The sequence below is a fragment of the Nocardia brevicatena NBRC 12119 genome, from assembly GCF_000308495.1.
Classification (GTDB): Bacteria; Actinomycetota; Actinomycetes; order Mycobacteriales; family Mycobacteriaceae; genus Nocardia; species Nocardia brevicatena.
In genome coordinates, this window is sequence record NZ_BAFU01000086.1 from 219,233 (window position 1) to 242,767 (window position 23,535).

Annotated in this window: 20 protein-coding genes, 1 tRNA gene and 1 pseudogene; 12 read left to right on the forward strand and 10 right to left on the reverse strand. The window is 66.3% G+C overall.

Annotated features, from left to right (window positions below; all coding sequences use genetic code 11):
• The first annotated feature begins 52 nt into the window (after positions 1-52).
• Together ON20_RS24225 and ON20_RS24230 are read left to right on the forward strand one after the other, a co-directional pair.
• Positions 53-1,384: a S1 family peptidase gene (locus tag ON20_RS24225; RefSeq protein WP_083865176.1), complete on the forward strand. Its 1,332-nt coding sequence runs from the start codon at positions 53-55 to the stop codon at positions 1,382-1,384.
• Positions 1,385-1,402: 18 nt separating this feature from the next.
• Positions 1,403-2,731, forward strand: coding sequence for a S1 family peptidase (locus ON20_RS24230; RefSeq protein WP_083865177.1), 1,329 nt, complete (start codon positions 1,403-1,405; stop codon positions 2,729-2,731).
• A gap of 432 nt (positions 2,732-3,163) precedes the next feature.
• Here the strand turns inward: ON20_RS24230 and ON20_RS24235 are convergent, their stop codons facing one another.
• On the reverse strand, positions 3,164-3,901 hold the full coding sequence (locus ON20_RS24235; protein WP_040838803.1) for a DUF8020 domain-containing protein: 738 nt from the start codon (positions 3,899-3,901) through the stop codon (positions 3,164-3,166).
• A 471-nt stretch (positions 3,902-4,372) separates the two neighbouring features.
• Here ON20_RS24235 and ON20_RS24240 point away from each other — a divergent pair, with 471 nt between their 5' ends.
• Positions 4,373-7,483: a heterodisulfide reductase-related iron-sulfur binding cluster gene (locus tag ON20_RS24240; RefSeq protein WP_040838804.1), complete on the forward strand. Its 3,111-nt coding sequence runs from the start codon at positions 4,373-4,375 to the stop codon at positions 7,481-7,483.
• Between the two features lie 78 nt (positions 7,484-7,561).
• Here ON20_RS24240 and ON20_RS24245 read toward each other — a convergent pair whose 3' ends face one another.
• Entirely contained in the window at positions 7,562-7,993 is a 432-nt protein-coding gene (locus ON20_RS24245) for a PPOX class F420-dependent oxidoreductase (RefSeq protein ID WP_040839002.1), read from the reverse strand.
• A gap of 77 nt (positions 7,994-8,070) precedes the next feature.
• Between ON20_RS24245 and ON20_RS36715 the strand changes: the two genes are divergently transcribed.
• A complete protein-coding gene (locus ON20_RS36715) occupies positions 8,071-8,223 on the forward strand; it encodes a hypothetical protein (RefSeq protein ID WP_157228969.1) in 153 nt (50 codons plus the stop codon).
• Between the two features lie 76 nt (positions 8,224-8,299).
• Here ON20_RS36715 and ON20_RS24250 read toward each other — a convergent pair whose 3' ends face one another.
• The 3 genes from ON20_RS24250 to ON20_RS24260 all read right to left on the reverse strand — a co-directional run bounded on the left by ON20_RS24250 (position 8,300) and on the right by ON20_RS24260 (position 11,341).
• Positions 8,300-9,454, reverse strand: a complete 1,155-nt coding sequence (locus ON20_RS24250; protein ID WP_040838805.1) for an acyl-CoA dehydrogenase family protein — start codon at positions 9,452-9,454, stop codon at positions 8,300-8,302.
• A gap of 2 nt (positions 9,455-9,456) precedes the next feature.
• Positions 9,457-10,686, reverse strand: coding sequence for an acyl-CoA dehydrogenase family protein (locus ON20_RS24255; protein WP_040838808.1), 1,230 nt, complete (start codon positions 10,684-10,686; stop codon positions 9,457-9,459).
• Positions 10,687-10,804: 118 nt separating this feature from the next.
• Positions 10,805-11,341: a YdcF family protein gene (locus tag ON20_RS24260; RefSeq protein WP_040838810.1), complete on the reverse strand. Its 537-nt coding sequence runs from the start codon at positions 11,339-11,341 to the stop codon at positions 10,805-10,807.
• A gap of 178 nt (positions 11,342-11,519) precedes the next feature.
• Between ON20_RS24260 and ON20_RS24265 the strand changes: the two genes are divergently transcribed.
• Both ON20_RS24265 and ON20_RS24270 read left to right on the forward strand, forming a co-directional pair.
• A complete protein-coding gene (locus tag ON20_RS24265) occupies positions 11,520-12,842 on the forward strand; it encodes a UDP-glucose dehydrogenase family protein (RefSeq protein WP_040839005.1) in 1,323 nt (440 codons plus the stop codon).
• 311 nt (positions 12,843-13,153) lie between these two features.
• Positions 13,154-14,326, forward strand: a complete 1,173-nt coding sequence (locus ON20_RS24270; RefSeq protein WP_245547442.1) for an Hsp70 family protein — start codon at positions 13,154-13,156, stop codon at positions 14,324-14,326.
• A gap of 277 nt (positions 14,327-14,603) precedes the next feature.
• On the opposite strand, the pseudogene ON20_RS24275 reads toward ON20_RS24270, so the two are convergent.
• From ON20_RS24275 to ON20_RS24285, 3 genes and pseudogenes are all read right to left on the reverse strand, one after another.
• Positions 14,604-15,911 (reverse strand): annotated as a pseudogene (locus tag ON20_RS24275) (YibE/F family protein); the annotation flags it as partial.
• A gap of 292 nt (positions 15,912-16,203) precedes the next feature.
• Complete coding sequence (locus tag ON20_RS24280) at positions 16,204-17,448, reverse strand: pyridoxal phosphate-dependent aminotransferase (protein WP_245547444.1); 1,245 nt, start codon at positions 17,446-17,448, stop codon at positions 16,204-16,206.
• 80 nt (positions 17,449-17,528) lie between these two features.
• Positions 17,529-18,911 (reverse strand): helix-turn-helix domain-containing protein, encoded by a 1,383-nt coding sequence (locus ON20_RS24285; protein ID WP_040838817.1) that lies wholly within the window; start codon positions 18,909-18,911, stop codon positions 17,529-17,531.
• Positions 18,912-19,138: 227 nt separating this feature from the next.
• On the opposite strand from ON20_RS24285, the gene ON20_RS24290 reads away from it, so the two are divergent.
• Positions 19,139-19,588, forward strand: coding sequence for a hypothetical protein (locus tag ON20_RS24290; protein ID WP_040838820.1), 450 nt, complete (start codon positions 19,139-19,141; stop codon positions 19,586-19,588).
• Between the two features lie 101 nt (positions 19,589-19,689).
• On the opposite strand, the gene dcd is transcribed toward ON20_RS24290, so the two are convergent.
• Positions 19,690-20,262 (reverse strand): dCTP deaminase, encoded by a 573-nt coding sequence (gene dcd / locus ON20_RS24295; RefSeq protein WP_040838823.1) that lies wholly within the window; start codon positions 20,260-20,262, stop codon positions 19,690-19,692.
• An 86-nt stretch (positions 20,263-20,348) separates the two neighbouring features.
• On the opposite strand from dcd, the gene ON20_RS24300 reads away from it, so the two are divergent.
• Positions 20,349-20,723, forward strand: a complete 375-nt coding sequence (locus tag ON20_RS24300; RefSeq protein WP_040838826.1) for a VOC family protein — start codon at positions 20,349-20,351, stop codon at positions 20,721-20,723.
• Positions 20,724-20,835: 112 nt separating this feature from the next.
• Here the strand turns inward: ON20_RS24300 and ON20_RS24305 are convergent, their stop codons facing one another.
• Positions 20,836-21,378 carry a dihydrofolate reductase family protein gene (locus tag ON20_RS24305; RefSeq protein ID WP_040838828.1) on the reverse strand — a complete coding sequence of 181 codons (543 nt, stop codon included), beginning with the start codon at positions 21,376-21,378 and terminating at the stop codon, positions 20,836-20,838.
• A gap of 144 nt (positions 21,379-21,522) precedes the next feature.
• Between ON20_RS24305 and ON20_RS24310 the strand changes: the two genes are divergently transcribed.
• From ON20_RS24310 to ON20_RS24325, 4 genes are all read left to right on the forward strand, one after another.
• Positions 21,523-21,596, forward strand: a tRNA-Gly gene (locus tag ON20_RS24310).
• Positions 21,597-22,085: 489 nt separating this feature from the next.
• Positions 22,086-22,277, forward strand: a complete 192-nt coding sequence (locus ON20_RS24315) for a hypothetical protein (RefSeq protein ID WP_040838831.1) — start codon at positions 22,086-22,088, stop codon at positions 22,275-22,277.
• A gap of 203 nt (positions 22,278-22,480) precedes the next feature.
• Complete coding sequence (locus ON20_RS36720) at positions 22,481-22,855, forward strand: hypothetical protein (protein ID WP_040838834.1); 375 nt, start codon at positions 22,481-22,483, stop codon at positions 22,853-22,855.
• Positions 22,852-23,532 carry a helix-turn-helix domain-containing protein gene (locus ON20_RS24325; RefSeq protein ID WP_040838836.1) on the forward strand — a complete coding sequence of 227 codons (681 nt, stop codon included), beginning with the start codon at positions 22,852-22,854 and terminating at the stop codon, positions 23,530-23,532. The genes ON20_RS36720 and ON20_RS24325 overlap by 4 nt, the downstream gene beginning before the upstream one ends.
• The last annotated feature ends 3 nt before the right edge of the window (positions 23,533-23,535 follow it).

Genomic DNA, 23,535 nt, shown 5'->3' on the forward strand with positions numbered 1-23,535 from the left:
GTCGCCCGTGACCACGGACGACCCGGCACACCCGTGCCCATGAAGGGACTCCATGCGCAAGTCGGTGGCGCGTCGCGCCGCGGTCAAGGCTGCCGTTCTCGCCTCGACCGTCCTCTTGGCCCCCGTGTTCAATTCGGCACCCGCGGTGGCGGAGCCGGCACCGCAGCAGCCGGCGCCGACCGACCTGCCCGCCGAGTTGGTCGAGGCCATATCCCGCGATCTACAGATGACTCCGGCCGAGTATCTGGACCGCGCCGCCCGCGCCCAGCAGCTGAGAAGCTACGCCTCCGACTTCCGCGCCCAACACCCGGAAGCCTTCGCCGGCGCCTGGATGACGGCAGAGGGCAAATCCGTTATCGCGGTCACCTCCGACGAGGCGGCCCGGATCGCGGCGGCCGACGGATATCAGACCCGCTTGTCCCCGATCAACGCCAACGGCCTGGAATCGTCGCTGGCACAGCTCAACCAGTGGATCACCGGGCTGCCGCGGGATATCGCGCAGGCCATCAACTCGGTCGCCATCGACTTCCTCAACAGCCAGATCGTGCTCAATGTGGCGAACACTCCGATCGGCCACGCGCTGAACCTGCCAACCCTGATCGCCAATGTGAAGGTCGTGCTGTCGCCCGACGGCGGAGGCCCGGTCGAGAACCGCCCGATGGGCGGTGACACCTATATCAGCGCCGCCACTTCGCTCAGCGATGCCTCGCTGCGCTCGGTCGACGTCTGCTCCTTCGGTTTCAACAGCACCGACGCGGCGGGTAACGCCCTCAATATCAGCGCCGGACACTGCAATCCCAATCTCGACAAGAGCGACCAGCGCGCCGCGGTCTACCTGCCCAATACGCGCGATATCCCGGCCAGCCCCGAACTCGGCACCTTCGTCCGGTCGAAACTGGGCGGCGAGAGCGCGCTGGACTACTCGGTGATCCAACTGAACGACCGGGCGGTGCGGGCCGGAATGGACCGGCCCCTGGTGCGCGGCGCCAACGGCACCACCCTCACCATCACCGGGACGGCCGATCCGGTGATCGGGGCGCCGATCTGCAAATCGGGGCAGTCGTCCACCTTCACCTGTGGTTTCGTCATCGCCGACCGGGTGGAGACCCAGCTGTTCACCGCCGAAGGCGAACCCAAGGTGGTCCGTGGCTTCGCCAGCAGCGCGTGCACTCTCGGCGGGGACAGCGGCGGCGCAATCGTTACCGGAACGTTGGCACTCGGCATCACCAGCGGCTCCAATGCCGCCGACGCGCCCGATTGCGCCGAAGCCAATATCGCCATGGTCCAGTACGGCGGCACCGCCACCCTGGGCATTCCCATCCGCGCCATCCTCGCCGACGCCGGAAACGGCCTCACCGTACGAACCCGGCCGAATGCCGGCTGAGCCCGATATAGTCTCTCCATGCTCCTGCCACGCATAGGTAAATCCCGGGCTCGAACGACCCGGACCAGCACGGGAATCCGCTCCGCCGCAGTCGCCGCGTCGGCCGCATTCCTGCTGTTCGGACCCACCACCGCGGTGACGGTGGCCGAACCCGATCTCGGTCTGCCCGCCGAACTCGTCGCCGCGGTGCAGCGCGATCTGCGAATTTCTCCGCAGGAGTATCTGCGGCGCGCGGATCTGGCCCAGCAGATCGCCGCGTTCGGTACCACCGCGCAGCGACAGTTCCCGCAAGTTTTCGCCGGTACTTGGCTCGACGAGGCGGGTAAGGGCATTGTGGCCCTTGCCCCCGGCCCCGGGGCCGACGAGGCTCGGGCCGCCGCGGAGGCCGGCGGATTCACCGTCCGCAACGTGGCCAAGAGCGAATCCACGCTGCGCGGCGAGAAGAGCGCGTTCGAGCGGTGGCTGGATGGACAGCCCGAGGCGGTGTCGGCGCTGGTGCGCGGTGTCGTGATCGATCCCGTGAACAACAGCATCGCGGTGCGGGTGGACAAGCCAGGCCTGCCGATGCCGAACTTCATCGATCCGTCCCGGGTCATCGTGATGGCTCCCCCGGTCGCGGGCGAGAGGCTCCCCACGGCCGAGAACATCGCCGAGAATCAGGGCGGTGGCGCCCTGGCGGGCGGCGACGGATACGCCTCGATCGCCGGGGATATGTCGCTGCGCTGCTCGTTCGGTTTCAACGGCGTCGACCGCAACGGCAACACCGTCAACATCACCGCCGGACACTGCAACCCCGATGTGGGCACCGCCGGCACCGCGGGCGCCGCGAGCATCCACGAACTGCTGCCCGGCGACAACCTCGGCGCACGCCTCGGCACCTTCCAGAAGTCGGTACTCGGCAACCAGGACTACTCGATCATCCGCGTCGCCGATGCCGCCGTGAATCGCTTCAACAACAATGCCGTCCGGGTGCCCGGGGCCGCGCCGGTCACGATCGACGGCGTGGCCACCCCTGTGGTCGGCGCGCCGGTCTGCAAGTCCGGTTCGCGCACCGGCTTCAGCTGCGGCGTGGTCAACGCAGTCGACCAGACCGTCCAGGTCGGCGATCGTCAGCTCACCCAGAGTTTCTCGGCCAATATCTGCGCCCTGCCGGGCGACAGCGGCGGTCCGATCGTCACCGGACGGCAGGCGTTGGGTATCTCCAGCGCTTCCTCGGTGGCCGACTACCCCATCTGCGAGATCCCACAGCTGCTGGGTCTGCTCACCGGTAACGCTCCGCAGCTGTTCGCGCAGCCGGTGAGCGTGGTGCTGTCCGATAATCCCGGCCTGCGGGTCCGGACCGGCTAGCGGTACAGGTACGTACGGCAACGAGCAACGAGAGGCCCGACAGCGTTCACGCTGTCGGGCCTCTCGCCGTATATGGGATATGGGTGGGGATTGTCCACGCCCGGGGGAGTGTGGGCGCTGCGGAGTCCCGGGCACCGCCTGTCACGGTCCTGCATGCTCGCCTACAGAGAGAGCTGTTCCCATCGCCTGCAAACACTCTCTGTCCGAACATGTATGCCGCGCCGACTACGGACCGGTCGTACTCCACAAGACCCGACCGGCGGCGTTCAACGGCCATACGCCCCGAACTCATTACTGTGGGACCGGCAGCTCCCGGAGGAGAGCCGGAGCGGGACCGCCGACCCGACACACAGCCACCCGGACCCGGAACGCGGATCGGCCCGCCCCAGGAAAAGGGACGGGCCGATCGAAATACGTGAAGGCAGAGGTGGATTACTTCGGCTTACCGTCGTTGGCCCACTTGCTGGTGCCCGGAGCCGCCTGCATGGTGTTGAGCAGTTCCATACCGGCGATGGCCAGCGTAGGACCACCGACGGCGACGGTACCGAGAATGCCGCCGATACCGGCGCCCGCGATGGCAGCCGGAATACAACCGACACCCAGCAGCGGCAGGCCGAGAATGCAGCCGATGAGGCCGCCCGCGACGACACCCACCGCGGTGCCGAGGAAGCCGCCCACCGAGGTGGCGAGGCCGAACTGGGTGCCGAACTCCTGCATCGCCCTCTGGTTCTCACTGGGCGAGGCGATCGGCTTGGCGGTCAGGCTCACGGTGTTGACCGGCTGGGCCACCGGAACGCCGGTCTGCTGGGGGGTCAGCTCGAGAACCTTGTCGTCGTTCTTCAGGACGGGCGTGACCGGAACACTGATATCACCGACCTTGAAGTCCACCGGCCAGGACATGACGACATTGCCGTGGGGATCCTTGACCTCGACGAATTTCTCCTTGGGGGCCTCGCTGATCGGTTGCCCCTCGGGCGTTTCCGCCGATTGCTCGGTGATCGCGAAGGTACCGCCCTGCAGGGTCGTGACAACCGTCTTGCCCACCATTTGCACGGCGTAGTTGATGTGCTCCGCCGGGGTCGGGGCCGGATCGGCATGAGCGGTGCCGACGCCCAGCGTCAGCGCCGCGGCGACCATCGCGGCACCCACGGCGGATTTGCGCAATTTCATTCGGTGTCCAATCCATCAATGTCAGGCGCCACGACGCACGCGAGCCCACGCATACGGTCCCCACGAGACCCGAAATCCTCCCCGAGCGTTGTGAAGTCGCGGCGCGACCGATAGGTCGAAGGGATATTAACCGAGATACGGTTTGAATGCCTAAAGATTGTTTCCCCACCGTGAGAAATAGGGCAAGGAGGCGGCAAAAAGCTACTGAGCATGCCCTTAACTCGGGGCCGAGTCGGAGCGCACTTTACGGTGCTGATCAGCCCGATTACATTCAGGCCCATAAACCGAAAACATGAGATATATCACAGCGACATCGGCGGCACACCAGGGCGGATATTCCACCGACAAACCGCAGATCGTACAGTGGACACCAATAGTTACTGACGGGTAACTTACTGGCAGTTAGGATACGAGCCGGGCGAGGCGCATACCATCTCGCGCCTCGTGTTGCCTCGAAAGAAAGGTCGCGACATGAATGCCCTGACAGTGACGCTGGGCACGCTGGGGACGTTGCTCAGCTTGCTGTGTTGGGCGTCGTTCTTCGGCGGCGTCCGCAACCTTGTTCGCGCGATCATGGTCGGCCAGCCCGCACCGGACCGCTGGCACCCGTTCTTCCCGCGGTTCAAGCAGATGCTCATCGAGTTCCTCGCGCATACGCGGATGAACAAATTCCGCACGGTGGGCTGGGCGCACTGGCTGGTGATGATCGGCTTCCTCGGCGGCATCACCCTCTTCCTCGAGGCATACGGCCAAACCTTCGATCCGGCATTCCACTGGCCACTCATCGGCGATCTGGCGGTATACCACCTCTGGGACGAACTCCTCGGTATCGGCACCGTGGTGGGTATCGTCACACTGATCGTCATCCGGCAGCTGAACCACCCGAGGGTGCCCGAACGGCTGTCCCGCTTCGCCGGCTCGAAGTTCGGCGCGGCCTACACCATCGAGGCCATCGTGCTGCTCGAGGGCCTGGGCATGATCTTCGTCAAGGCGGGCAAGATCGCGACCTACGGGCACGCGAACGCCGCCACCGACTTCTTCACCATGCAGGTCGCCAAGCTGCTGCCCGCCAGTCCGACGCTGATCTCGCTCTTCGCGTTGGTCAAGCTGATGTCCGGCAGCCTGTTCCTGTACGTCGTCGGCCGCAACCTCGACTGGGGTGTGGCCTGGCACCGGTTCTCGGCGTTCTTCAACATCTACTTCAAGCGCGAGGACGACGGCGGCGTGGCACTGGGCGCTGCCAGGCCGATGATGTCGAAGGGCCGCGCCCTGGACATGGAGAACGTGGACCCCGACACCGACACCCTGGGTGCCGGCCGGATCGAGGACTTCACCTGGAAGGGCTGGCTGGACTTCACCACCTGCACCGAATGCGGGCGCTGCCAGTCCCAGTGCCCGGCCTGGAACACCGGTAAGCCGCTGTCACCGAAACTGCTCATCACATCGCTGCGCGACCACGCCACTGCCAAGGCGCCGTATCTGCTGGCCGGTGGCCGCAAGGATATGGGCGGCGACGAGATCGGTCTGGTCGGCGCCGACGGCAAGCCGGACGAGGCGAAGCTGGCCAAGGTCTCCGAGGCCGCCCGCGCCGAGGCCGAGCGCCCGCTCGTGGGCGACGCCGAGGTCAACGGGATCATCGATCCCGAGGTGCTGTGGAGCTGCACCACCTGCGGCGCCTGCGTGGAGCAGTGCCCGGTGGATATCGAGCACGTCGACCACATCATCGATATGCGCCGCTACCAGGTGCTGATCGAATCGGAGTTCCCGTCCGAGCTCGCCGGCCTGTTCAAGAACCTGGAGAACAAGGGCAATCCGTGGGGCCAGAACGCCAAGGACCGGCTCAACTGGATCAACGAACTCGACTTCGACATCCCGGTCTTCGGCAAGGACGCCGACAGCTTCGACGGATACGAGTACCTGTTCTGGGTCGGCTGCGCCGGCGCCTACGAGGACCGGGCCAAGAAGACCACCAAGGCAGTCGCCGAGCTGCTGGCCACCGCGGGCGTGAAATTCATGGTGCTGGGTCAGGAGGAGGCCTGCACCGGTGACCCGGCGCGCCGCGCGGGTAACGAGTTCCTGTTCCAGCAGCTGGCCATGCAGAACATCGAAGCGCTGAACTCGGTGTTCGAGGGCGTGGAGGATCGCAAGAAGAAAATCGTCGTCACCTGCGCGCACTGCTTCAATGCGCTGAGCAACGAGTACCCGCAGGTCGGCGGCACCTACGAGGTTGTCCACCACACCCAGCTGCTGAACCGGCTGGTGCGCGCCAAGCAACTGGTGCCGGTATCGCCGGTCGCACAGAACGTCACCTACCACGATCCCTGCTATCTGGGCCGGCACAACAAGGTCTACAACGCTCCGCGTGAGCTGATGGCCGCCTCCGGCTCGAAGCTGGTGGAGATGCCGCGTCACGGTGAACGGTCCATGTGCTGCGGTGCCGGTGGTGCCCGGATGTGGATGGAAGAGCAGCTGGGCAAGCGCATCAATATCGACCGGGTGGACGAGGCGCTGACCACTTCCCCGGCGAAGATCGCCACCGGCTGCCCGTTCTGCCGTGTCATGCTCACCGACGGTGTGACCGCCCGTCAGGAGAGCGGCCAGGGCGAGGGTGTCGAGGTCATCGACGTCGCCCAGCTCATGCTGGACGCCATCGATCGGGTCGAACCGGCCCAGCTGACCGAGAACCTGACCGTCGTCCAGAAACCGAAGGCCCCCGCCGAGGAACCCGAACCGGAACCGGTGGCCGAGCCCGAACCGGTCGCCGAAGCCGCGGCCCCGGCGGCCGAGAAGGCCGCCCCGAAGGGCGGCGGCCTGGCCATGAAGGGCCCGGCCAAGGCACCGGGTAAAGGCCTCGGGATGAAAGGCGGTGCCAAGGCACCCGGCGCCAAGGCACTCGCGGCCGACGCGGAAACGGAGGCTCCCGCCGTGCCTGCCAAGGGTCTGGCCATGAAGGGCGGCGGTAAGGCACCCGGCGGTAAGGGCCTGGCCATGAAGGGCGCCGCCAAGGCACCCGGCGCGAAGGCTGCCGCCGAAGCGGCGCCGAAGGCCGAACCGAAGCAGGAAACCGCCGAGGCCGAGACCACCTCCGCCCCCGCCGAGACCAAGCCCACGGTTCCCGCCAAGGGCCTGGCCATGAAATCGGGCTTCAAACGACCCGGAGCGAAGGCTCCGGGCGCCAAGGTCGCGGCGGCGTCTGCCCCTGCCGAATCCGCGCCCGTGGAATCACCGGCCGAACCCGCCGCAGAATCCGCGGCTCCGGTCGCCGAGGCGCCCGACGGCCCGACCGAGACCAAGCCCACGGTTCCCGCCAAGGGCCTGGCCATGAAGTCCGGCTTCAAACGACCCGGCGCCAAGGCCCCCGGGGCCACCGGGACGACCTCTGCGCAGCCGAAACCGGAGCAGACCGCGCCCGAGGCGGACGCGGCTGGCACCGCCGACGAAACCGAGACACCGTCGACCGAGCCCACCGGCGAGCAGCCCGCGAACGGTACCTCCGGAAACGGCACCGCGGCCACGCCGCAGGCCAAACCGGGTGCGCTCGGCTTCAGGACCGGAGCCAAGGCTCCCGGCCGCAAGAGCTGACGAGCAGCCGGACGAGCACAACAGCGGTGGCCCGGGTATGTCCGACCTGGGCCACCGCTGTATTCGGGATACTCCGGATCAGCGGAGCTTGGCGCCGTAGACATGCTCGACCGTCATTCTCATGAGCACCCGGCGGTCGGACACCATGACAGACCGGTATTCGCTCCAGTCCGGATGCTCCCCGGCGGCCTTGCGGTAGTAGTCGACCAATGCCTCGACCTCGGGCCCGTGCGGGTCGGTCCCCGGGCCCGTCAGCGTCACGGTGCCTTCGGCGGTGGCCCATGCCCACCCGTCGGAGCTGGTCACCTCCAGCGCCGCCCGCGGGTCACGGCGCAGGTTCACGGTCTTGGCCCGTCCTTCCGTCATCGACACGTAGACGATGTCTGCTTCACGGTCGTAGTAGGGGGTCACCGGCGAAAGTTGAGGTAACCCGTTCGATTTGATCGTGGCGAGAACGCCCAGCCGACTTTCCGCGAGCAAGTGGCGCGGATCGAACTCAGTGGTGGTCATATCCACATCCAAGTCGGGTTCGGTGGTGGCTATTCCGTCCATCGCGAGCCCGGCCGGACTATTCCGATCCTCCGTTCGTGGCCGCGGCCGATACCTCGCGGCTGCATTGGACGCTCGATGATGTGGTGGGCCGCGGGCGGTGGGTGTTCACCGGAGGTACCGAGAAACTGCCCCACTTCACAGACACGGTCGCCGACGCGGTCATCGCCGTGCTCTCGCCCAACGAGTAGCGGTGGCATCAGGGCGTGTGCCTCACACCGGATACCGGGCCGGCGGCGGGAAGGCACCGGCCCGATACACCGTGGATCAGGGCTTCGTCAGCGCGATATAACGGGCGAGATGATCGTCACCGGAACCGAATTCGTATTCGATGGCGGTGAGTCGCTTGAAATAGTGGCCGATGGCCAGTTCTTCGGTCATACCCATGGCGCCGTGCAGCTGAACGGCGTTCTGCCCGACGAAACGGGCCGCCCGGGCGATGGTGACCTTGGCCGCCGAGACCGAACGGGCGCGTTCGGCGGGCTCGATCGGATCGGCGTGCACCGCATAGGCCGCCAGATAGGCGGCGGCGATACTCTGCTCCAATTCGATGTACATATCGACCATCCGGTGTTGTAGCACCTGGAAGCTGCCGATCGGTACACCGAACTGCTGCCGCCGTTTGGTGTATTCGACGGTGTCGTCGAGCACCTTGCGCATAAGGCCCACCGCTTCGGAAGCGATCGCGGCAATCCCCTCGTCGACGGCGGCCTCGATAACCTGCCAGGCCTCTCCCTCGGCACCGAGCAGCGCGTCGGCCGGCAACCGGAAACCGGAGAAGACCAGGTCGGCGCCAACCCGGTCGTCGATGGTGCGGTAGCTGTGCATCTCGACCCCCGCGGGCAGGGCGGACGAATCGAACTCGACCAGGAACAGCGAGATCCCGTCGGTATCACGCCGCTCACCGGAGGTACGGGCGGACACGATCACATGTGTGGCCAACGGCACGCCGGTGACCGCGATCTTGGTGCCGTCGAGCACCCAGTCGTCGCCATCGCGGCGCGCGGTGACCGAGACATCGTGGCGGGTCTCGCCCGAGGTCGGTTCCAGCGCGGCGAAGGCGATCCGGACCGCACCGCCGGGGATCTCGGCCAGTACCCGCTCGGCGCGTTCCCCACCGGACCGGCGCAGCAGTCCGCCGCCGACCACCACGGTGTCCACATAGGGCTCGACGACCAGCGCCCGGCCCAGTTCCTCGGCGAGGATCATGCTCTCGAGCGGCCCGCCGTCCATCCCGCCGAATCGCTCCGGCAGGGTCACGCCGAGGATATCCAGTTCGGCCAGGCCGCGCCAGATCTCGGGCTGCCCGCCGGCCCCGGTCTTCACGGCGCTGCGGCTCTTCTCCAGATCGTAACGGGCAGCGAGAAAACCGGCGACGGCCTCACGCAGCATCTGCTGTTCGTCGGTGAAGGTGAAGTCCATCTCTAGAGCCCCAATGCTGCCTTGGCGAGAATGTTTCGCTGGATTTCGTTGCTGCCCGCATAGATCGAGCCGGCACGGTCGTTGAAGTAGCGCAGCGGTGCGACCGCCTGCCAGTCCGCACCGCTGACATATCCGTCGGCGGGCGGGAGGTAGTCGGCGATCGGCCCACCGGGTGCGGTCGCGTGCGGCTGGAAGATCCGCCCGCGCGGACCGGCCGCCTCCAGCGCCAGTTCGGTGAGTTTCTGGCCGAGCTCGGTGGACAGGATCTTCAGCATCGACGACGACGGCCCGAGATCACGGCCGGCCGCCATGGCGGCCAGAGTGCGGAATTCCAACACTTCGAGCACCTCGGTGCGGATCTGCGCCTCGGCGAGTTTCGCCGCGAAGACGGGGTCGTCGGCGAGCGGTTCACCGGCGCGCCCCGGCTGCGTGGCCGCGGCCTCGGCGATCTGCGCGGCCATGGCCTGCAGTGCGGGTGCGGCCGCGCCTCCGCGCTCGTGCACCAGGAGGTATTTCGCCACGGTCCAGCCGTGATCGATCTGCCCGAGCACATTGCTCTTGGGCACGCGCACATTGTCGAAGAAGACCTGATTCTGCACCTGCTCGCCGGAGCTCATCACCAGCGGCCGGACCTCGACGCCGCCCACGGTCATATCCATCAGCAGGAAGGTGATGCCCTGCTGCTTCTTGCCCTCGCGCGAGGTGCGCACCAGGCAGAACATCCAGTTCGCCTCGGTGGCGTGGGTGGTCCAGATCTTGCTGCCGCTGCAGACGAAATCGTCGCCGTCGTCGACCGCGGCCATACTCAGCGCGGCCAAGTCGGAGCCGGCCTCCGGTTCGGAGTAGCCCTGGCAGAAGAAGACCTCACCGGTGAGGATCCGGGGCAGGAAGAAGTTCTTCTGCTCGTCGGTGCCGAAAGCGATGATGGCCGGGGCGACCATGCGGATACCCATCGGCGACAGCGCGGGCGCGCCCGCCAGGGTCAGTTCCCGGTTGAAGATGTAGTGCCGGTTCAGCGTCCAGTCGCAGCCCCCGTACTCGATTGGCCAACTCGGCGCGGCCCAGCCGCGCTCGTGCAGGATCCGCTGCCACTCCATACTGGCCTCGTGGTCGGAGTAGACGCTTGTCATCAGCCGGCCGGCCGTGCGTAGTTCGGGGGTCAGCTTCTCGGCGAGAAACGCCCGCACCTCATCCCGGAAGGCCTTGTCGGCCTCCGACCAGTCGTAATCCATACACGCTCCCGAGGGCTTTCATCCGGTTGGCGGTCCCGTCCGACGACCGCCGATACAGGGGGTGAATGTAGCCGGCCCGCGCGCCGGACCAAACTGACATCGCCTGCCCTCAAATCTATCAGCAGTCCTGGAAAACCGCCTTCACAAACGCGATGGACTGGTACAGGTAGTCATAGGCCCAACGCGGCACCGACAGGCGCGGCCGCGGATCGACGAACAGCGCCTCACCGTCCCAGCACTTGCCGAGAACGTAGCGGGACCGCGTGATATGCGGTGTGAAGGTGACCACGATGACCCGCCGCCACCCGTGTAGGCGGGCCTGCTCGGCCAGATACCGTGCCTCGCCGGCGGTGGTCCGCGGCTCGGGATCGAAGCAGACCACCTCGAAGTCGTAGGTGTCGTGGCAGATCCAGTTGATCAGACCGCTTTCACCCTCGTAGGGGTCGGAGACGAGCACCAACGGCGCATACCCGGCCCGGGCCAGACGCAATGCGAGCTGCTCCCGGCCGTCATGCGCGCCGCCGAGTACCAGAATGGCATCGGCGGGCGCGGGCTCGTCCGTACGGGGCGCGACATACACCGGCCAGAGCGCGGTCACCGCCACCGTGACGACGACGGCGAAACCGAGCACGGTCCAGACGATCCGGCGACCCATCGTGGGCAGATGCTACTTGCCGACCGGCCGGGGACCGCAGGCCACGCCGCCGGAACCCGGCGCGCTCCGGACCGCTACCGCCATGACACCGCCCATGTCGCCTGGTGTACATCTCCTGTTGCCCGGCCCCTTGCCTCGGTTTGGTGGTGTGTCCACCGTCGGGGCCTACCAATCGATCATGCGATGCACAGTCTTCGGAACCGGGTACCTGGGGGCCACGCACGCAGCGTGTATGGCAGAAATCGGGCACGACGTGGTCGGGGTCGACATCGACCCGGGCAAGATCGCGAAACTGTCCGACGGAGTGACGCCCTTCTACGAACCCGGCCTGGAGGCAGTGCTACGCCGCAACCTCGATGCCGGACGACTGCGGTTCACCACGTCCTACGCCGAGGCAGCCGACCATGCCGACCTACACTTCCTCGGCGTCGGCACCCCGCAGAAGAAGGGCGAATACGCCGCGGACCTCAAATATGTGCACGCCGTGGTGGACGATCTCGCGCCCCTGCTGCGGCGTCCGGCGGCGATCGTCGGGAAATCCACCGTCCCGGTGGGCACCGCGACGGCACTGGGGGAACGCGCCCGCGCACTGGCCCCGGTGGAGGTCGAGGTGGCGTGGAACCCGGAGTTCCTCCGCGAGGGCTTCGCGGTGCGCGACACCCTGCGGCCGGACCGACTGGTCCTCGGCGTGGACGCCGACCGGCCCCGGGCGGGGTGGGTGGAAGACCTGGTCCGCGAGGTCTACGCCGAACCGATCGAGGCGCGGATCCCCTTCCTGCTCACCGATCTGGCGACCGCCGAACTGGTAAAGGTGTCCGCCAATGCCTTTCTCGCCACCAAGATCTCGTTCATCAACGCGGTCTCGGAAGTATGCGAGGCCACCGGCGCCGATATCACCATGCTGGCCGACGCCCTCGGCTACGACGAGCGTATCGGCCGACGTTTCCTCAACGCCGGCCTCGGATTCGGCGGAGGCTGCCTGCCCAAGGACATTCGCGCGTTCATGGCCCGCGCCGGTGAACTCGGCGCCGATCACGCCCTGTCCTTCCTTCGCGAGGTCGACAACATCAATATGCGCCGCCGCACCAAAGTGGTGGACCTGGCCACCCGGGCCTGCGGCGGTTCCCTGCTCGGGGCCAATGTGGCGGTGTTGGGCGCGGCCTTCAAACCTGAATCCGACGATGTCCGCGATTCCCCCGCGCTCAATGTCGCGGGCATGATCCAGCTGCACGGAGCCGTGGTGACCGTCTACGACCCCAAGGCGCTGGAGAACTCGCGGCGGGTCTTCCCGACGCTCAACTACGCCACCTCGATGGTCGAAGCGTGTGAACGCGCAGATGTGGTCCTGGTGCTCACCGAATGGGACGAATTCCTCGCGTTGCGACCGGAGGATCTCGATTCGGTGGTGCGCGCCCGCTCGATCATCGACGGACGCAACTGTCTCGATCGCGCCCGATGGCGGACGGCCGGATGGGTATACGCGGGCATGGGCACCCCGTAAAGTGCCACAAAGATGTGGCCGGACCCCTGCTCAACCGTCCTGCCGCCGGTATCGATGTTCTCGATCGGTACTGTCGATGTGGATACCTGGTTGGGGGACGAGCCGGCACCGCTCGGTGATGCGCTCCCCCACCGCGCGGCAGAATATGAGATGGGCAGCTGATGAGTTCGGTACTGGGAGTGTCGGTGGGGGCATGCTCCGTCCGGCTGGCGCGCCCGTACGGCGGTAGACCGCCCTCCTGGCGAGGAGCCCCGGAATCGTTCGATCTACAGAACATACCGATTTCATCCGATAAGCAGGTCGAGGAATTAGTGGCCGAAACCGTCGGCGTGACGTTCGAGACCACCCCCGAAATCGCCGCCACCGCCATCGCCTATCGCGGCGACCAGCGCGCCAAGGCACTGCGCACGGCGATGGCACGCCAGCAGCTCACCAATTACGAGCTGGTCCCCGAAGTCGGTGCCGCCATGGAGTTCGCCGCGTGCTCCGACGATTTTCGGGGTGTGTCGACCCTGGCGGTATACGACCTGGGCAGTACCGGGCTGTCGATATCGGTGGCGGACCTGTCTTCCCGAACGATTCTGCACACCGAGCGAACCAGCGATATCAGCGGCGACTATCTGGATTCGCTCATCCGAGAGCAGCAGATCAACGCGGGCCGTATCGCCCATCCCCAGGACCCGAGCCAGTTGGAGCAGCTGGACGCGCTGTGCCGCGCGGCCAAGGAGCGGCTCGCGACGCATACCGCGGTCGCACTGCCCAGCGAACACGGCCTGGTGCTGCTCTCTCGGGAGAATTTCGAAGCGCTGATCGGCTTGGCGATCGAGTCCGCGGCGCGGATGACCGCCGAGGCGCTCCGGCACGCCTACCGGCCGGTGCAGGCCGTGCTGGCGATCGGCGGCGGCGCGCGTATCCCTCTGGTCGGCCGGGTACTGGGCCATCACCTCGGTCTTCCGGTGATCGTGCCCGAGGATCCGGAAACGGTGACCGCGCGGGGTGCGGCCCTGCTGGCCCGCCCAGCGCGGCCGGCCCGCCCGGCGGTCGAACCGGCGGCTCCCGAATACGACGAACGGCTGACGCCGTCCTGGCTGTCGGGGCCGTCGCCACGGCGGCAGGATCGCCGGGCGATCAGCGGTGCGGCGCTCACCGTGACCGCGCTCGCCGTCGTGGCCGCGCTCGGATTGGGTCTCGGCTATGGCCGACAGGTCCTGGAAGAGGACTCCCACAGCAGCGGGGAAGGCACCTCGGTGCTGCCGACCTCGCCGAGCCCCACCACCACGGTCGGCCCGCAACAGGTCGCGGTGACACCGATGACCACCGAACACGCCTCGCTCGCCGAACCACCCCCACCCGTGCGCGAAACGGAGGAGACCACAACACCGCCCCCGCCGGGACCGAACACTATCGTGGTGCCCGGTCTACCGCCGGTCGTGGTTCCGACCCTCCCGCTTCCCCCGTTCCCCTTTCCGCCGCCGCCGCGCTGACGAGGTGTCGTTACCGCGAGTGGCGGGGGCCGGGCTCCGGCGGCTCGGGCCATTGCGGGCGCCGCCGCATCGCCGGATCCTCCCCGGTTCGCGGCCGCGACGGGTTCTCCCTGGGGCGCGACCGCTGCACCGTCGGGTTCTCCCCCGTTCGCGGCCACTGCCCCCCTGCCCCGCGTTCGGCGGATGGCCGCCGTTCCTGGCTGCCCTGCTGCGCGGATCGGCCGGGCCGGGGGCGCGGTTGTCCTGATGCCTGCCGCGCCGCGGGAACCGGCCCGGTGCGTCGACGCGCTCCGGCGGGGCGGTCCGGCTCGGTTCGCCCGGCCCTGAAGGGGCGCGCGAGCAGTACCGCGATACCCGTGGTCAACGGTACCGACAGCGCCAGGCAGATACCGCCGACGGCGGAGCGCGCGATCTCGATGGCGACCGCGTCACCGACCAGGACATCCCGGATCGACCGACCCGCCACGCTGAACAGCAGCAGCAGCGGCAGTGCGCCACCGGCGTAGGCGAGCACCAGCGTGTAGACCGTGCTGGCGATATGGTCACGGCCGACCCGCATCGCCGCCGCGAAGATCTCCGAGCGGGACGCCTTCTTGTCCAGGGCGGCGAGTTCGAACGCCGCCGAGGCCTGGGTGATGGTCACATCGTTGAGCACACCCAGTGAACCGATGATGAACCCCGCCAACAGCAGTCCGGTGATGCTGACATGCTCCAGGTAGGTGGCCACATTGGTGTTCTGTTCTTCGGACAACCCGGTCAGGTGGGTCATCTCGATCGCCGCCCAGGACAGTACCGCCGCGATGACCATCGAGGTGAGCGTGCCGAGCAGGGCCGAGCTGGTGCGCAGATTCACCCCGTGCGCCAGGTACAGCACCGCGTACAGAATCAGTGAGCCGGACACCAGCGCCACCGGAACCGCCGGTTTACCGTCCAGCAGGGCGGGCAGCAAAAACATCACCACCACCGCGAACGCAAACCCCAGCCCGATCAGCGCGCGCAGCCCGCGCCACCGGGCCACCACCACGATGACCAGTACGAAGAGGGCGGATATCAGCGCGAGCGGCAGGCCCCGCGCGTAGTCGTCGAACCCGTACAGGGGTGCGCCGGACGGGTCGGACTGGCGGACGATGCGGATCTCATCACCCGCGTGCAGATTCGGCTGACCGGGGCTGGGCGAGATCTCGAAGAGGGTGTTGTTGCCCTTGTGCGGTCCCGATTCGATCGCGATCAGGCTGCGCTGGCATTCGTAGGCGCTGACGGTCGGCGGTTCGGGTTCACCGGGGAAGACCCTGCCCATCGAGGAACTGCCGCACGGTCCGATATCCTGACGGACCACGGTTCCCGCTTCGGTGACCATCGCACCACCTCCCGTGTTCTGCATGGGCAGCGGTATCTCGACGTGCTGGCTGCTCGGCCACAGCCAGATGGTGGCGAGCACGATAACGACACCGATGAGGATGAGCAGTCCGACGACGACCCGAGCCGCGGTCGCACCGATGGCGATCGGCCCTGAATGGTCGTGGTGGTGGTGATGGTGGTCGCTCACGCCGGAGAGCCTACAAGGATTCCGCTGTTGCCAGCGCATGCGCGAACCCCGGCCAAAAGAGGAATACCACCAGTTCAGAGGGGATCCGGGAGGGGCGGCGGAGAGCAGGGGGATGTCTCCGCCGCCCGACAGGTTGGCGGCCCAGGGGGGTAGGCGGCCTAACCTGGGGCCAGGTTGCCCAGGGGGGGTAGACAACCCGGCCGGGCACTCGAAGTGCCGAACCCCACTGTACACAAACGACGCTCTTTTACGCCAGCGTGTTCGCAAAAAAGGTGCGTATCCATACACAAGGTATGTTTTCCGCCCCGGCACCGTGGGCGCTCGACCGCTCCTACTGGCGGTAACTCGCGAGAAAATTACCGAAACGCTCGATCGCCACCGCCAGATCACGAGCCCACGGCAGGGTCACGATCCGCAGATGGTCGTGATGCGGCCAGTTGAATCCGGTGCCCTGCACCATCAGGATCTTCTCCTGCAGCAGCAGATCCAGGACCAGTTTCGAATCGTCGTAGATCTCGTACACGTTCGGATCCAGCCGCGGGAACGCGTACAGCGCGCCCTTCGGCTTCACACACGACACCCCGGGAATCATGTTCAACCTCTCCCAGGCCACATCGCGCTGTTCCAACAGCCGACCGCCGGGCAGGATCAGATCCTCGATGCTCTGATGGCCGCCCAACGCCACCTGAATGGCGTGCTGCGCCGGCACGTTCGGACACAGCCGCGACGAGGCGAGCAGATCGATACCTTCCAGAAATCCGGCCGCATGGTCCTTCGGCCCGGTGATCGCCAGCCAGCCGGACCGGTACCCCGCCACCCGGTACGCCTTGGACAGACCGTTGAAGGTCAAACACAGCAGATCCGAGGCCAGGGTCGCCAGCGAGACGTGCTTGGCGTCGTCGTAGAGGATCTTGTCGTAGATCTCATCGGCCAACAGCAACAAGCGGTGCTTACGGGCCAGATCCACCAGCTCCTGCAGCACCTCCGCCGAATACACCGCACCGGTCGGATTGTTGGGGTTGATCACCAGCAGCGCCTTGGTGTTGTCGGTGATCTTCGACTCGATATCGGCGATATCGGGCTGCCAGCCATTGGTCTCGTCGCACAGATAGTGCACCGGTGTCCCGCCGGCCAGACTGGTCATGGCGGTCCACAGCGGGTAGTCCGGAGCCGGGATCAACACCTCGTCGCCGTTGTCCAGCAGCGCCTGCATGGTGATGGTGATCAGCTCCGAGACACCGTTACCCAGGTAAACGCTGTCCACGTCCAGCTCCGGGAAACCGGGCACCAGTTCGTAGCGGGTGACGATGGCACGACGCGCGGACAGTACGCCCTGCGAATCGGAGTAGCCCTGGGCATACGGCAGGGCGGCGATCATATCGCGCATGATCACGTCGGGCGCGTCGAAACCGAACGGGGCAGGATTGCCGATATTCAGTTTCAGAATGCGATGCCCCTCGGCCTCCAGCCGCGCCGCGTGCGCGTGTACCGGTCCGCGAATCTCGTATACGACGTTCTGGAGCTTCTTGGACTGCTCCAGGACCCGCGGCGATGGACGATGCTGGCCGATACTCACCTGCTCCATGGTGCCACTTGACCGACCAGTAGCTTTCCGGCGGTGCGCGACGCTGTCGCCCTGGTCACTCCGTCACCCGCCTACCCCCTACCCGGCGGTAGGCCCCGCGCCGCGGTGGCGCCGCAGAACTCCTCGATCCGCTCGTCCAGCGCCCGCGCCTCCGCGGCCCCGCGAAACGCCGGGGCACAGATCCGGCGCCGCAATCCGGTCAACCGCTCCTCCAACTGGGCGATACGTTTGTCCTCGTCGAGATCGAGCACCGGCCGCAACGCCTCGGCGGCGCCGTCGAGGCTGCCGTTGATCAGATGCGCGGCCGCCGAGTCGACCCGGGCCAGCGACTCGGCACCGTAAGAGCGCTGCCGGGACGGTCCGCTCGCATACAACTCGATCGTGCGCCGGGTGGCCTCCAGGGCCGGCTCGGCCATGCCCAGATGGATATAGGTGGCGCCCGCGTAATAGCCGGCCTTCGCCTCGGGGAAACCGAACACCCCGCCCACCCCGTCGTGCAGGCTGTCGACACCCGACCGGTCGCGGGCCTCCTCAGCGGCCCGGATACAGCGTTCGGTGTCGGAGACGCTGCCGATCTTGGACCAGATACGGGCCTCGATACTGTGCAACCGCACGGCAGCGGTCGCCGAATCGGTGTACTGCTGTCCGCTCTGCGCCAACTGCAGCGCCCGGTGCGGCCGCTCCGACCAGTATTCGATGAGCGCGTGCATACCCCGCGCCCAGGCGCGCAGGCCATTGTGCCCGCACAGTTCGGCATACGCCCAGGCGGCGCGGATCTGCTCACCGGCAGCGTCCAGGTAGCCCAGATCGGTACTCGCGTTGGCGAGCAAACCCGACAGCGTGCCCGCCAGCAGGTACAGATGGCTGGTGTCGGCCGGTCGCTGATGGCCCTCCAACAGCCGGTAGACCCGGCGGCGTACCCGCAGCATCTCCACCATCATCGGCATCGGCGGAATATGCACGTAGTCATTGGCGATACGGGTGACATCCGCATCGAGCTGCTCCAGCGTGGCGGCACCGACATTGGTGCTCTCGGCCTTCTCCGCGTGTTCGCTCGCCTCGTGGGCAGCCGCCATAATCAGATCCCTCTCCGAAATCGCTGCTGACGCATCACCTCGCACCGCACCGGAATCGATGAGGGCCAAGAGTTCGGCGTCGCTGTAATAGCCACCGCGTAACCGGGACCGCGCCGCGGCGGCCGGTGAATCGACAGCGGATACCGCCCGCGCGGCGGTCAGTTCCGCGAACCGCGCCTGCACGATCTCGTCGGACCGCGCCAGACAGGTATCGAGGGCGGCCTGGTTGACCGGACGCGGATGAATCCCTTCCCCACCGGCCTCCCATTTGGACACCAGGCGTTCGTGCACACCCAGATGCGCGGCGAATTCGCGGATGCTCATCCGCTTGGCCTCGCGCAGCGCCCGAGCCTCCCTACCGGACCATTGGCCGACCACGTTGTCACCCCTTCGAACGATTTCCCCTCCAGAGTACGAGCGGTTTGTGAGATCAACCACAAGCGGCGGCATCGCACCGCGGTCAGGCAGCGCAATGGCAGTAAAAGGCTGGCATACGGGCGATTCCGGCATACCGGCATTGCCCCCATCCTTGAGACAGGAGCCGAAGACGCGGACGGTTCCGAACCGACCGCAACTCTGTACTCCAGCCAGGCAAGGGGTTTCACGTGAACGTGGAAAAGCTCAGGACGGTCGACGATTGGGCCGCCTACTACCGTCACGAATTCGGACTGCCCGTCACCGAACGCGCGGGATTCGTCATGCTGCCCGTCACCGACCGCGTATGCGTCGTCCATCTACCCACGACACACGCGGAAAAGACGCGCTCCCTACTGGATTCACAGGGCACCCGAGTGCCCTTGCTGGCCAGGAAGGTTCGCTGGAGTTTCCTTGCCCGCCCGGACCGCAGGCCGAACCCGGATGTAGTGCAGATGCTCGACCGGATCGGTATCTGCATCCCCGGGGTGGGCAGCGCGGTGATGCTGCCGACCGGGCTCGGACGCTGGAACAGGGAAGGATGCCACTGGGTCGTACCACCCGACCGTGACGAACTGCTGCCACCGCTGTCCGCAGTGGTCAACGCGGCACTCATGGTCGGCGGCACGGACACGGCCTGAGCGGGTCAGCGGCCGGAGGCGGTAGCGCAGCGTAACCACGTAGGCCGCCCCGCCCAGGCATATCGAACACAGCCTGAGCGGGGTCGGGCGTGGTCCGGCCGCTACCCGGGCAACGGAAAATTCAGGTATGCCCGGGAAGGGGTCGGGCCACGTTGCCCCTGGTATTTCGAGCCGGCCACCGAACTCCCGTACGGATGTTGCGCCGGGCTCGTCAGCCGGAACAGACACAGCTGACCGATCTTCATCCCCGGCCACAAAGTGATCGGCAGATTCGCGACATTGGACAGCTCGAGCGTGATGTGCCCGCTGAACCCCGGGTCGATGAACCCTGCCGTGGAATGCGTGAGCAGCCCCAGCCTGCCGAGACTGGACTTACCCTCCAACCGTCCCGCCAGGTCATCGGGCAGAGTGCACACCTCCAGCGTGGACCCGAGCACGAACTCGCCCGGATGTAGCACGAACGGCTCACCGTCCGCCGGCTCCACCGGACTGGTCAGCTCGTCCTGACGCTGGGCCGGATCGATATGGGTGTAGCGGGTGTTGTTGAAGACCCGGAACATCCGATCCAGCCGCACATCGATACTGGACGGCTGCACCAGATTGTCCGCGAACGGATCGAGTGCGAGACGCCCCGCGGCGATCTCCGCCCGGATATCACGATCGGAAAGCAGCACGTGGACGAGCGTAGCGCCCGCTCGTCCCGGCCCCGCAGCCGCGCTCGGCGCCCTCTCCTGTCGTACCCGCCGGGCACACTGCGCCCATGTCCGATACGAGCGCACACGTCCACCACGGCATCGATTACATAGAACTCACCGTCACCGACCTCGAGGCGGCCAAACGCTTCTACTCCGCCGCCTTCGGCTGGCAGTTCAACGACTATGGATCCGCCTACTCCGGTATCCGTCGTTTCGACGGTTCGGAGGGGGAGGCGGGTGGCCTGGCTCCAGGCACCGAGGTCCATACCGGTGGGCCGAGGGTACTGCTGTACTCGGACGACCTGGAAGCCTCGGTGACCGCGGTGCGGAACGCGGGCGGAACGGTGACGGAAGGCCCCTTCGAATTCCCCGGCGGACGCCGCTTCCATTTCACCGACCCCAGCGGGAACGAACTGGGCGTCTGGACGGAAGCCTCATAACCCGGGCACACCGCTCGACCGCGGGAGCGTACCTCTGAGACTCACCACCCATGCCGGTAACGGAAGTGAGGGCAGGCCACCGGCCCGCCCTCACTTCCCCTCGAGGCACGGTCTAACCGAGGCGATAGGTCAACTGGGCGAACTGGCCGAACCGGCCGACATCGACAAGCCTCATCCGCGCCGACAGGATCCGACGCGGCAGCAGTGGCGCACCACTGCCCAAAGTTACCGGTGCGACGCTCGCGATGACCTCGTCGAGCAGTCCCGCGTCGGCGAACTGCCCGGCCAGGCCACCCCCGCCGACGACCCAGATGTTCCGTGCATCCGCCACCTCCGCCATCTGCTTGTGCACCGGCTCGACGTCACCGGACACGAAACGCAGGTTCGCGCCCGGGATCGGGGACAGCTCACGATGGGTGAACACCCAGCACGGGAGGTCGCCGTAGCTCTTCTTCCAGTCCTCCGGTGACTGGTTCGCGACGATCCACTCGTATGTGGTCGCTCCCATACACATGGCGCCGACTTCACTCAGGAACCGGGAGATATCCGACTCGGCGCCGCCGTCATCGGCGATTTCGAGCAACCAGTCGAGCGAGTTGTCCGGGTCGGCGATGTATCCGTCGAGGCTGGTCGCGGTGTAGTACTGAGTTCTCATGTCACCACCGTGTCAGCCGACCGTGACATCCTTTGTCAGGTTTACTCGGTCCACGCAAGCAATGCGACGCTCCTCGACGAACCGACGGGTTTCGCACCTGGATGCCTACTCTGCTATGCTCCCCCACGCCCCTATATGGGCGCTGCCGATGTAGTTCAATGGTAGAACATCAGCTTCCCAAGCTGAGAGCGCGGGTTCGATTCCCGTCATCGGCTCCACATCAAACCGCCCATCACCAGCACGAGCCAACGATCGGGCAGCCGCCCAAGATCAGCGCTGTAGCCAATATTGTAGCCAACGGATTCCCGTTGTTGAGGCTTCAGAAGTTCGCTACCACAGCGCTACTCGCCATCGCCGCCACCACCATCGCCTCCGGCACCGCAGCGACTGAACTCACTCCCGAGATCCCCCAGTCGGTCTCCGGCGTCCATGACGGCGACGGCTACACCGTCTCGTGGCCGGGCTGGACCGAGGGACAACAGATGAATTCCTCTTGTAGGCCACCGGGGTCAACAGGCAGTTCCAGGACGAGATCGTTCAGGCCGCCGGCGAGATGTGCGTCATCCTCCGCAACGATCCGACGTGGACGGGGAAGGGCCGCTTTTCCGTCATCTCGTCGAGGCGGGGCACTTCGAGGGCTACCAGGAAGGGCGAGCGCTGCGGCTCATGGTCGACGTGACCTGCCCGGACATGCAGTGGATCCTCAGATGATTGGACCGCTCGAAACCGTCACGGCCCCCACCAGGGCCGAGGCCATGATCCAGGTGGGGCTCGAATGTGCGGGCTGCACCTTTGACGAACTGGCCGCCCAAGCTCGGTCCGGCCGGTTCGAATCCCTACACGCCCGGATGGCGTGGGTGGCGATCGGGATGTACGACGACAAGACCACGACACGCTGAGACGTAGGTAACAGTCCCAGACTACGGACGTATAGCAGCCGTTGAGCCGGAATACGCGCTCGGCGGCCGCTTTTCGCAGCCTGCCTACCGCCACGCAGCACCAGAGGGGAAGTGTTTTGCCCGGAAGACCTATTACAGATTCGGCACGAACCGACACGAACGGGGGCGGTTCGGCCTACACTCTAATCGAGTGGAGTTAAGTTATGACTTCATTCAGCTTGGAGGTTATCTATGCAGGGCCAGCGCTGACGTTGTACGGAGCCGTGGTCAAGGGTGAATGTCCGGCGGTGACCTGGCTACAGGGCTTGGATACCAAAGCTAACGTTCAGTTCAGGGCGCGGATCGATCAACTGACCACCGTGGGTTATCTGCGCATTTCGGACCAGTTCAACGACCTTCAGTGCCCGGGGCGGCCTCCGGTTTACGAGATCAAGGTGAACAGTGGTTACCGAATGTATGTGGCGAGAAGCGAGCGAGACTGGGTCGCCACGCATGGAACGAAGAAGCCCGCGAAGCGGAAGGTATGCATCGAAGCCGAGCGAGCACGGGGAATCTGGGAGGAGACTCGAGAAGGATGACAACCTGGATCCGGCACACACCCGAGGCTGAAGCCCTCTTTTCCGAGGAGAGGCTTGTGCTATCCGCCACGGAGCTGGTGCACGAGGCCATCGCAGAGTCCGGTCTGAGCAAGAAAGACCTGGCCAAATTGATCGGGGTGCGGCCCTCCGAGATCAGCCAAAGGCTGAGCGGACATCGCAACCTCACCTTGCGCAGCCTCGCCCGCATGATGCATGCACTGGGGTATGAGCTGAGCTTCGAGATGAGGCGGAGAAGCTCAGCCGATCGGGAGCGCGCCAACTACGAGACAATGATCGGCCGGCGCGTGAGCAGAGAAGTAGCCGAGGACAAGCCACCGACCGAGACCGTTCGCAACTACTTCGTCGTCCTGACCTTCAAGGCGTACCCGTTGGATGAACTCGAGAAAGCGACGGACGCACTACAGGAGGCGCTGATGACCGTTGCCGGCATTAGCGACCCCGATGTCACTGTTTCCCTCGAGACCGGCCGCGTCGATGTCGCCATGTACGTTGAAGCCGGCACCAAGTTCGAGGCGATCAGCCGCGCAGAAAACGCACTCGCCGAGGCGATCCACCGTAGCGGCGCACTCCAAGACTGGGAGGAACGCGCCGAGGAGGACCTACGGGAAGACAGATACCGCGCAGAGGTTCAGCCGGCAGATCTGCTGACCGTATAACTT

What these genes read in the sequence shown, in the direction of transcription:
- ON20_RS24325 (WP_040838836.1), top strand. Translation starts at nt 22,852, where the DNA reads ATGACAACCTGGATCCGGCACACACCCGAGGCTGAAGCCCTCTTTTCC.
- ON20_RS24240 (WP_040838804.1), top strand. Translation starts at nt 4,373, where the DNA reads ATGAATGCCCTGACAGTGACGCTGGGCACGCTGGGGACGTTGCTCAGC.
- ON20_RS24305 (WP_040838828.1), bottom strand. Translation starts at nt 21,378, where the DNA reads ATGAGAACTCAGTACTACACCGCGACCAGCCTCGACGGATACATCGCC.
- ON20_RS24250 (WP_040838805.1), bottom strand. Translation starts at nt 9,454, where the DNA reads ATGGACTTCACCTTCACCGACGAACAGCAGATGCTGCGTGAGGCCGTC.
- ON20_RS24230 (WP_083865177.1), top strand. Translation starts at nt 1,403, where the DNA reads ATGCTCCTGCCACGCATAGGTAAATCCCGGGCTCGAACGACCCGGACC.
- ON20_RS24225 (WP_083865176.1), top strand. Translation starts at nt 53, where the DNA reads ATGCGCAAGTCGGTGGCGCGTCGCGCCGCGGTCAAGGCTGCCGTTCTC.
- ON20_RS24255 (WP_040838808.1), bottom strand. Translation starts at nt 10,686, where the DNA reads ATGGATTACGACTGGTCGGAGGCCGACAAGGCCTTCCGGGATGAGGTG.
- ON20_RS24235 (WP_040838803.1), bottom strand. Translation starts at nt 3,901, where the DNA reads ATGAAATTGCGCAAATCCGCCGTGGGTGCCGCGATGGTCGCCGCGGCG.
- ON20_RS24265 (WP_040839005.1), top strand. Translation starts at nt 11,520, where the DNA reads ATGCGATGCACAGTCTTCGGAACCGGGTACCTGGGGGCCACGCACGCA.
- ON20_RS24315 (WP_040838831.1), top strand. Translation starts at nt 22,086, where the DNA reads ATGATTGGACCGCTCGAAACCGTCACGGCCCCCACCAGGGCCGAGGCC.
- ON20_RS24260 (WP_040838810.1), bottom strand. Translation starts at nt 11,341, where the DNA reads ATGGGTCGCCGGATCGTCTGGACCGTGCTCGGTTTCGCCGTCGTCGTC.
- ON20_RS24245 (WP_040839002.1), bottom strand. Translation starts at nt 7,993, where the DNA reads ATGACCACCACTGAGTTCGATCCGCGCCACTTGCTCGCGGAAAGTCGG.
- ON20_RS24300 (WP_040838826.1), top strand. Translation starts at nt 20,349, where the DNA reads ATGTCCGATACGAGCGCACACGTCCACCACGGCATCGATTACATAGAA.
- ON20_RS36720 (WP_040838834.1), top strand. Translation starts at nt 22,481, where the DNA reads ATGACTTCATTCAGCTTGGAGGTTATCTATGCAGGGCCAGCGCTGACG.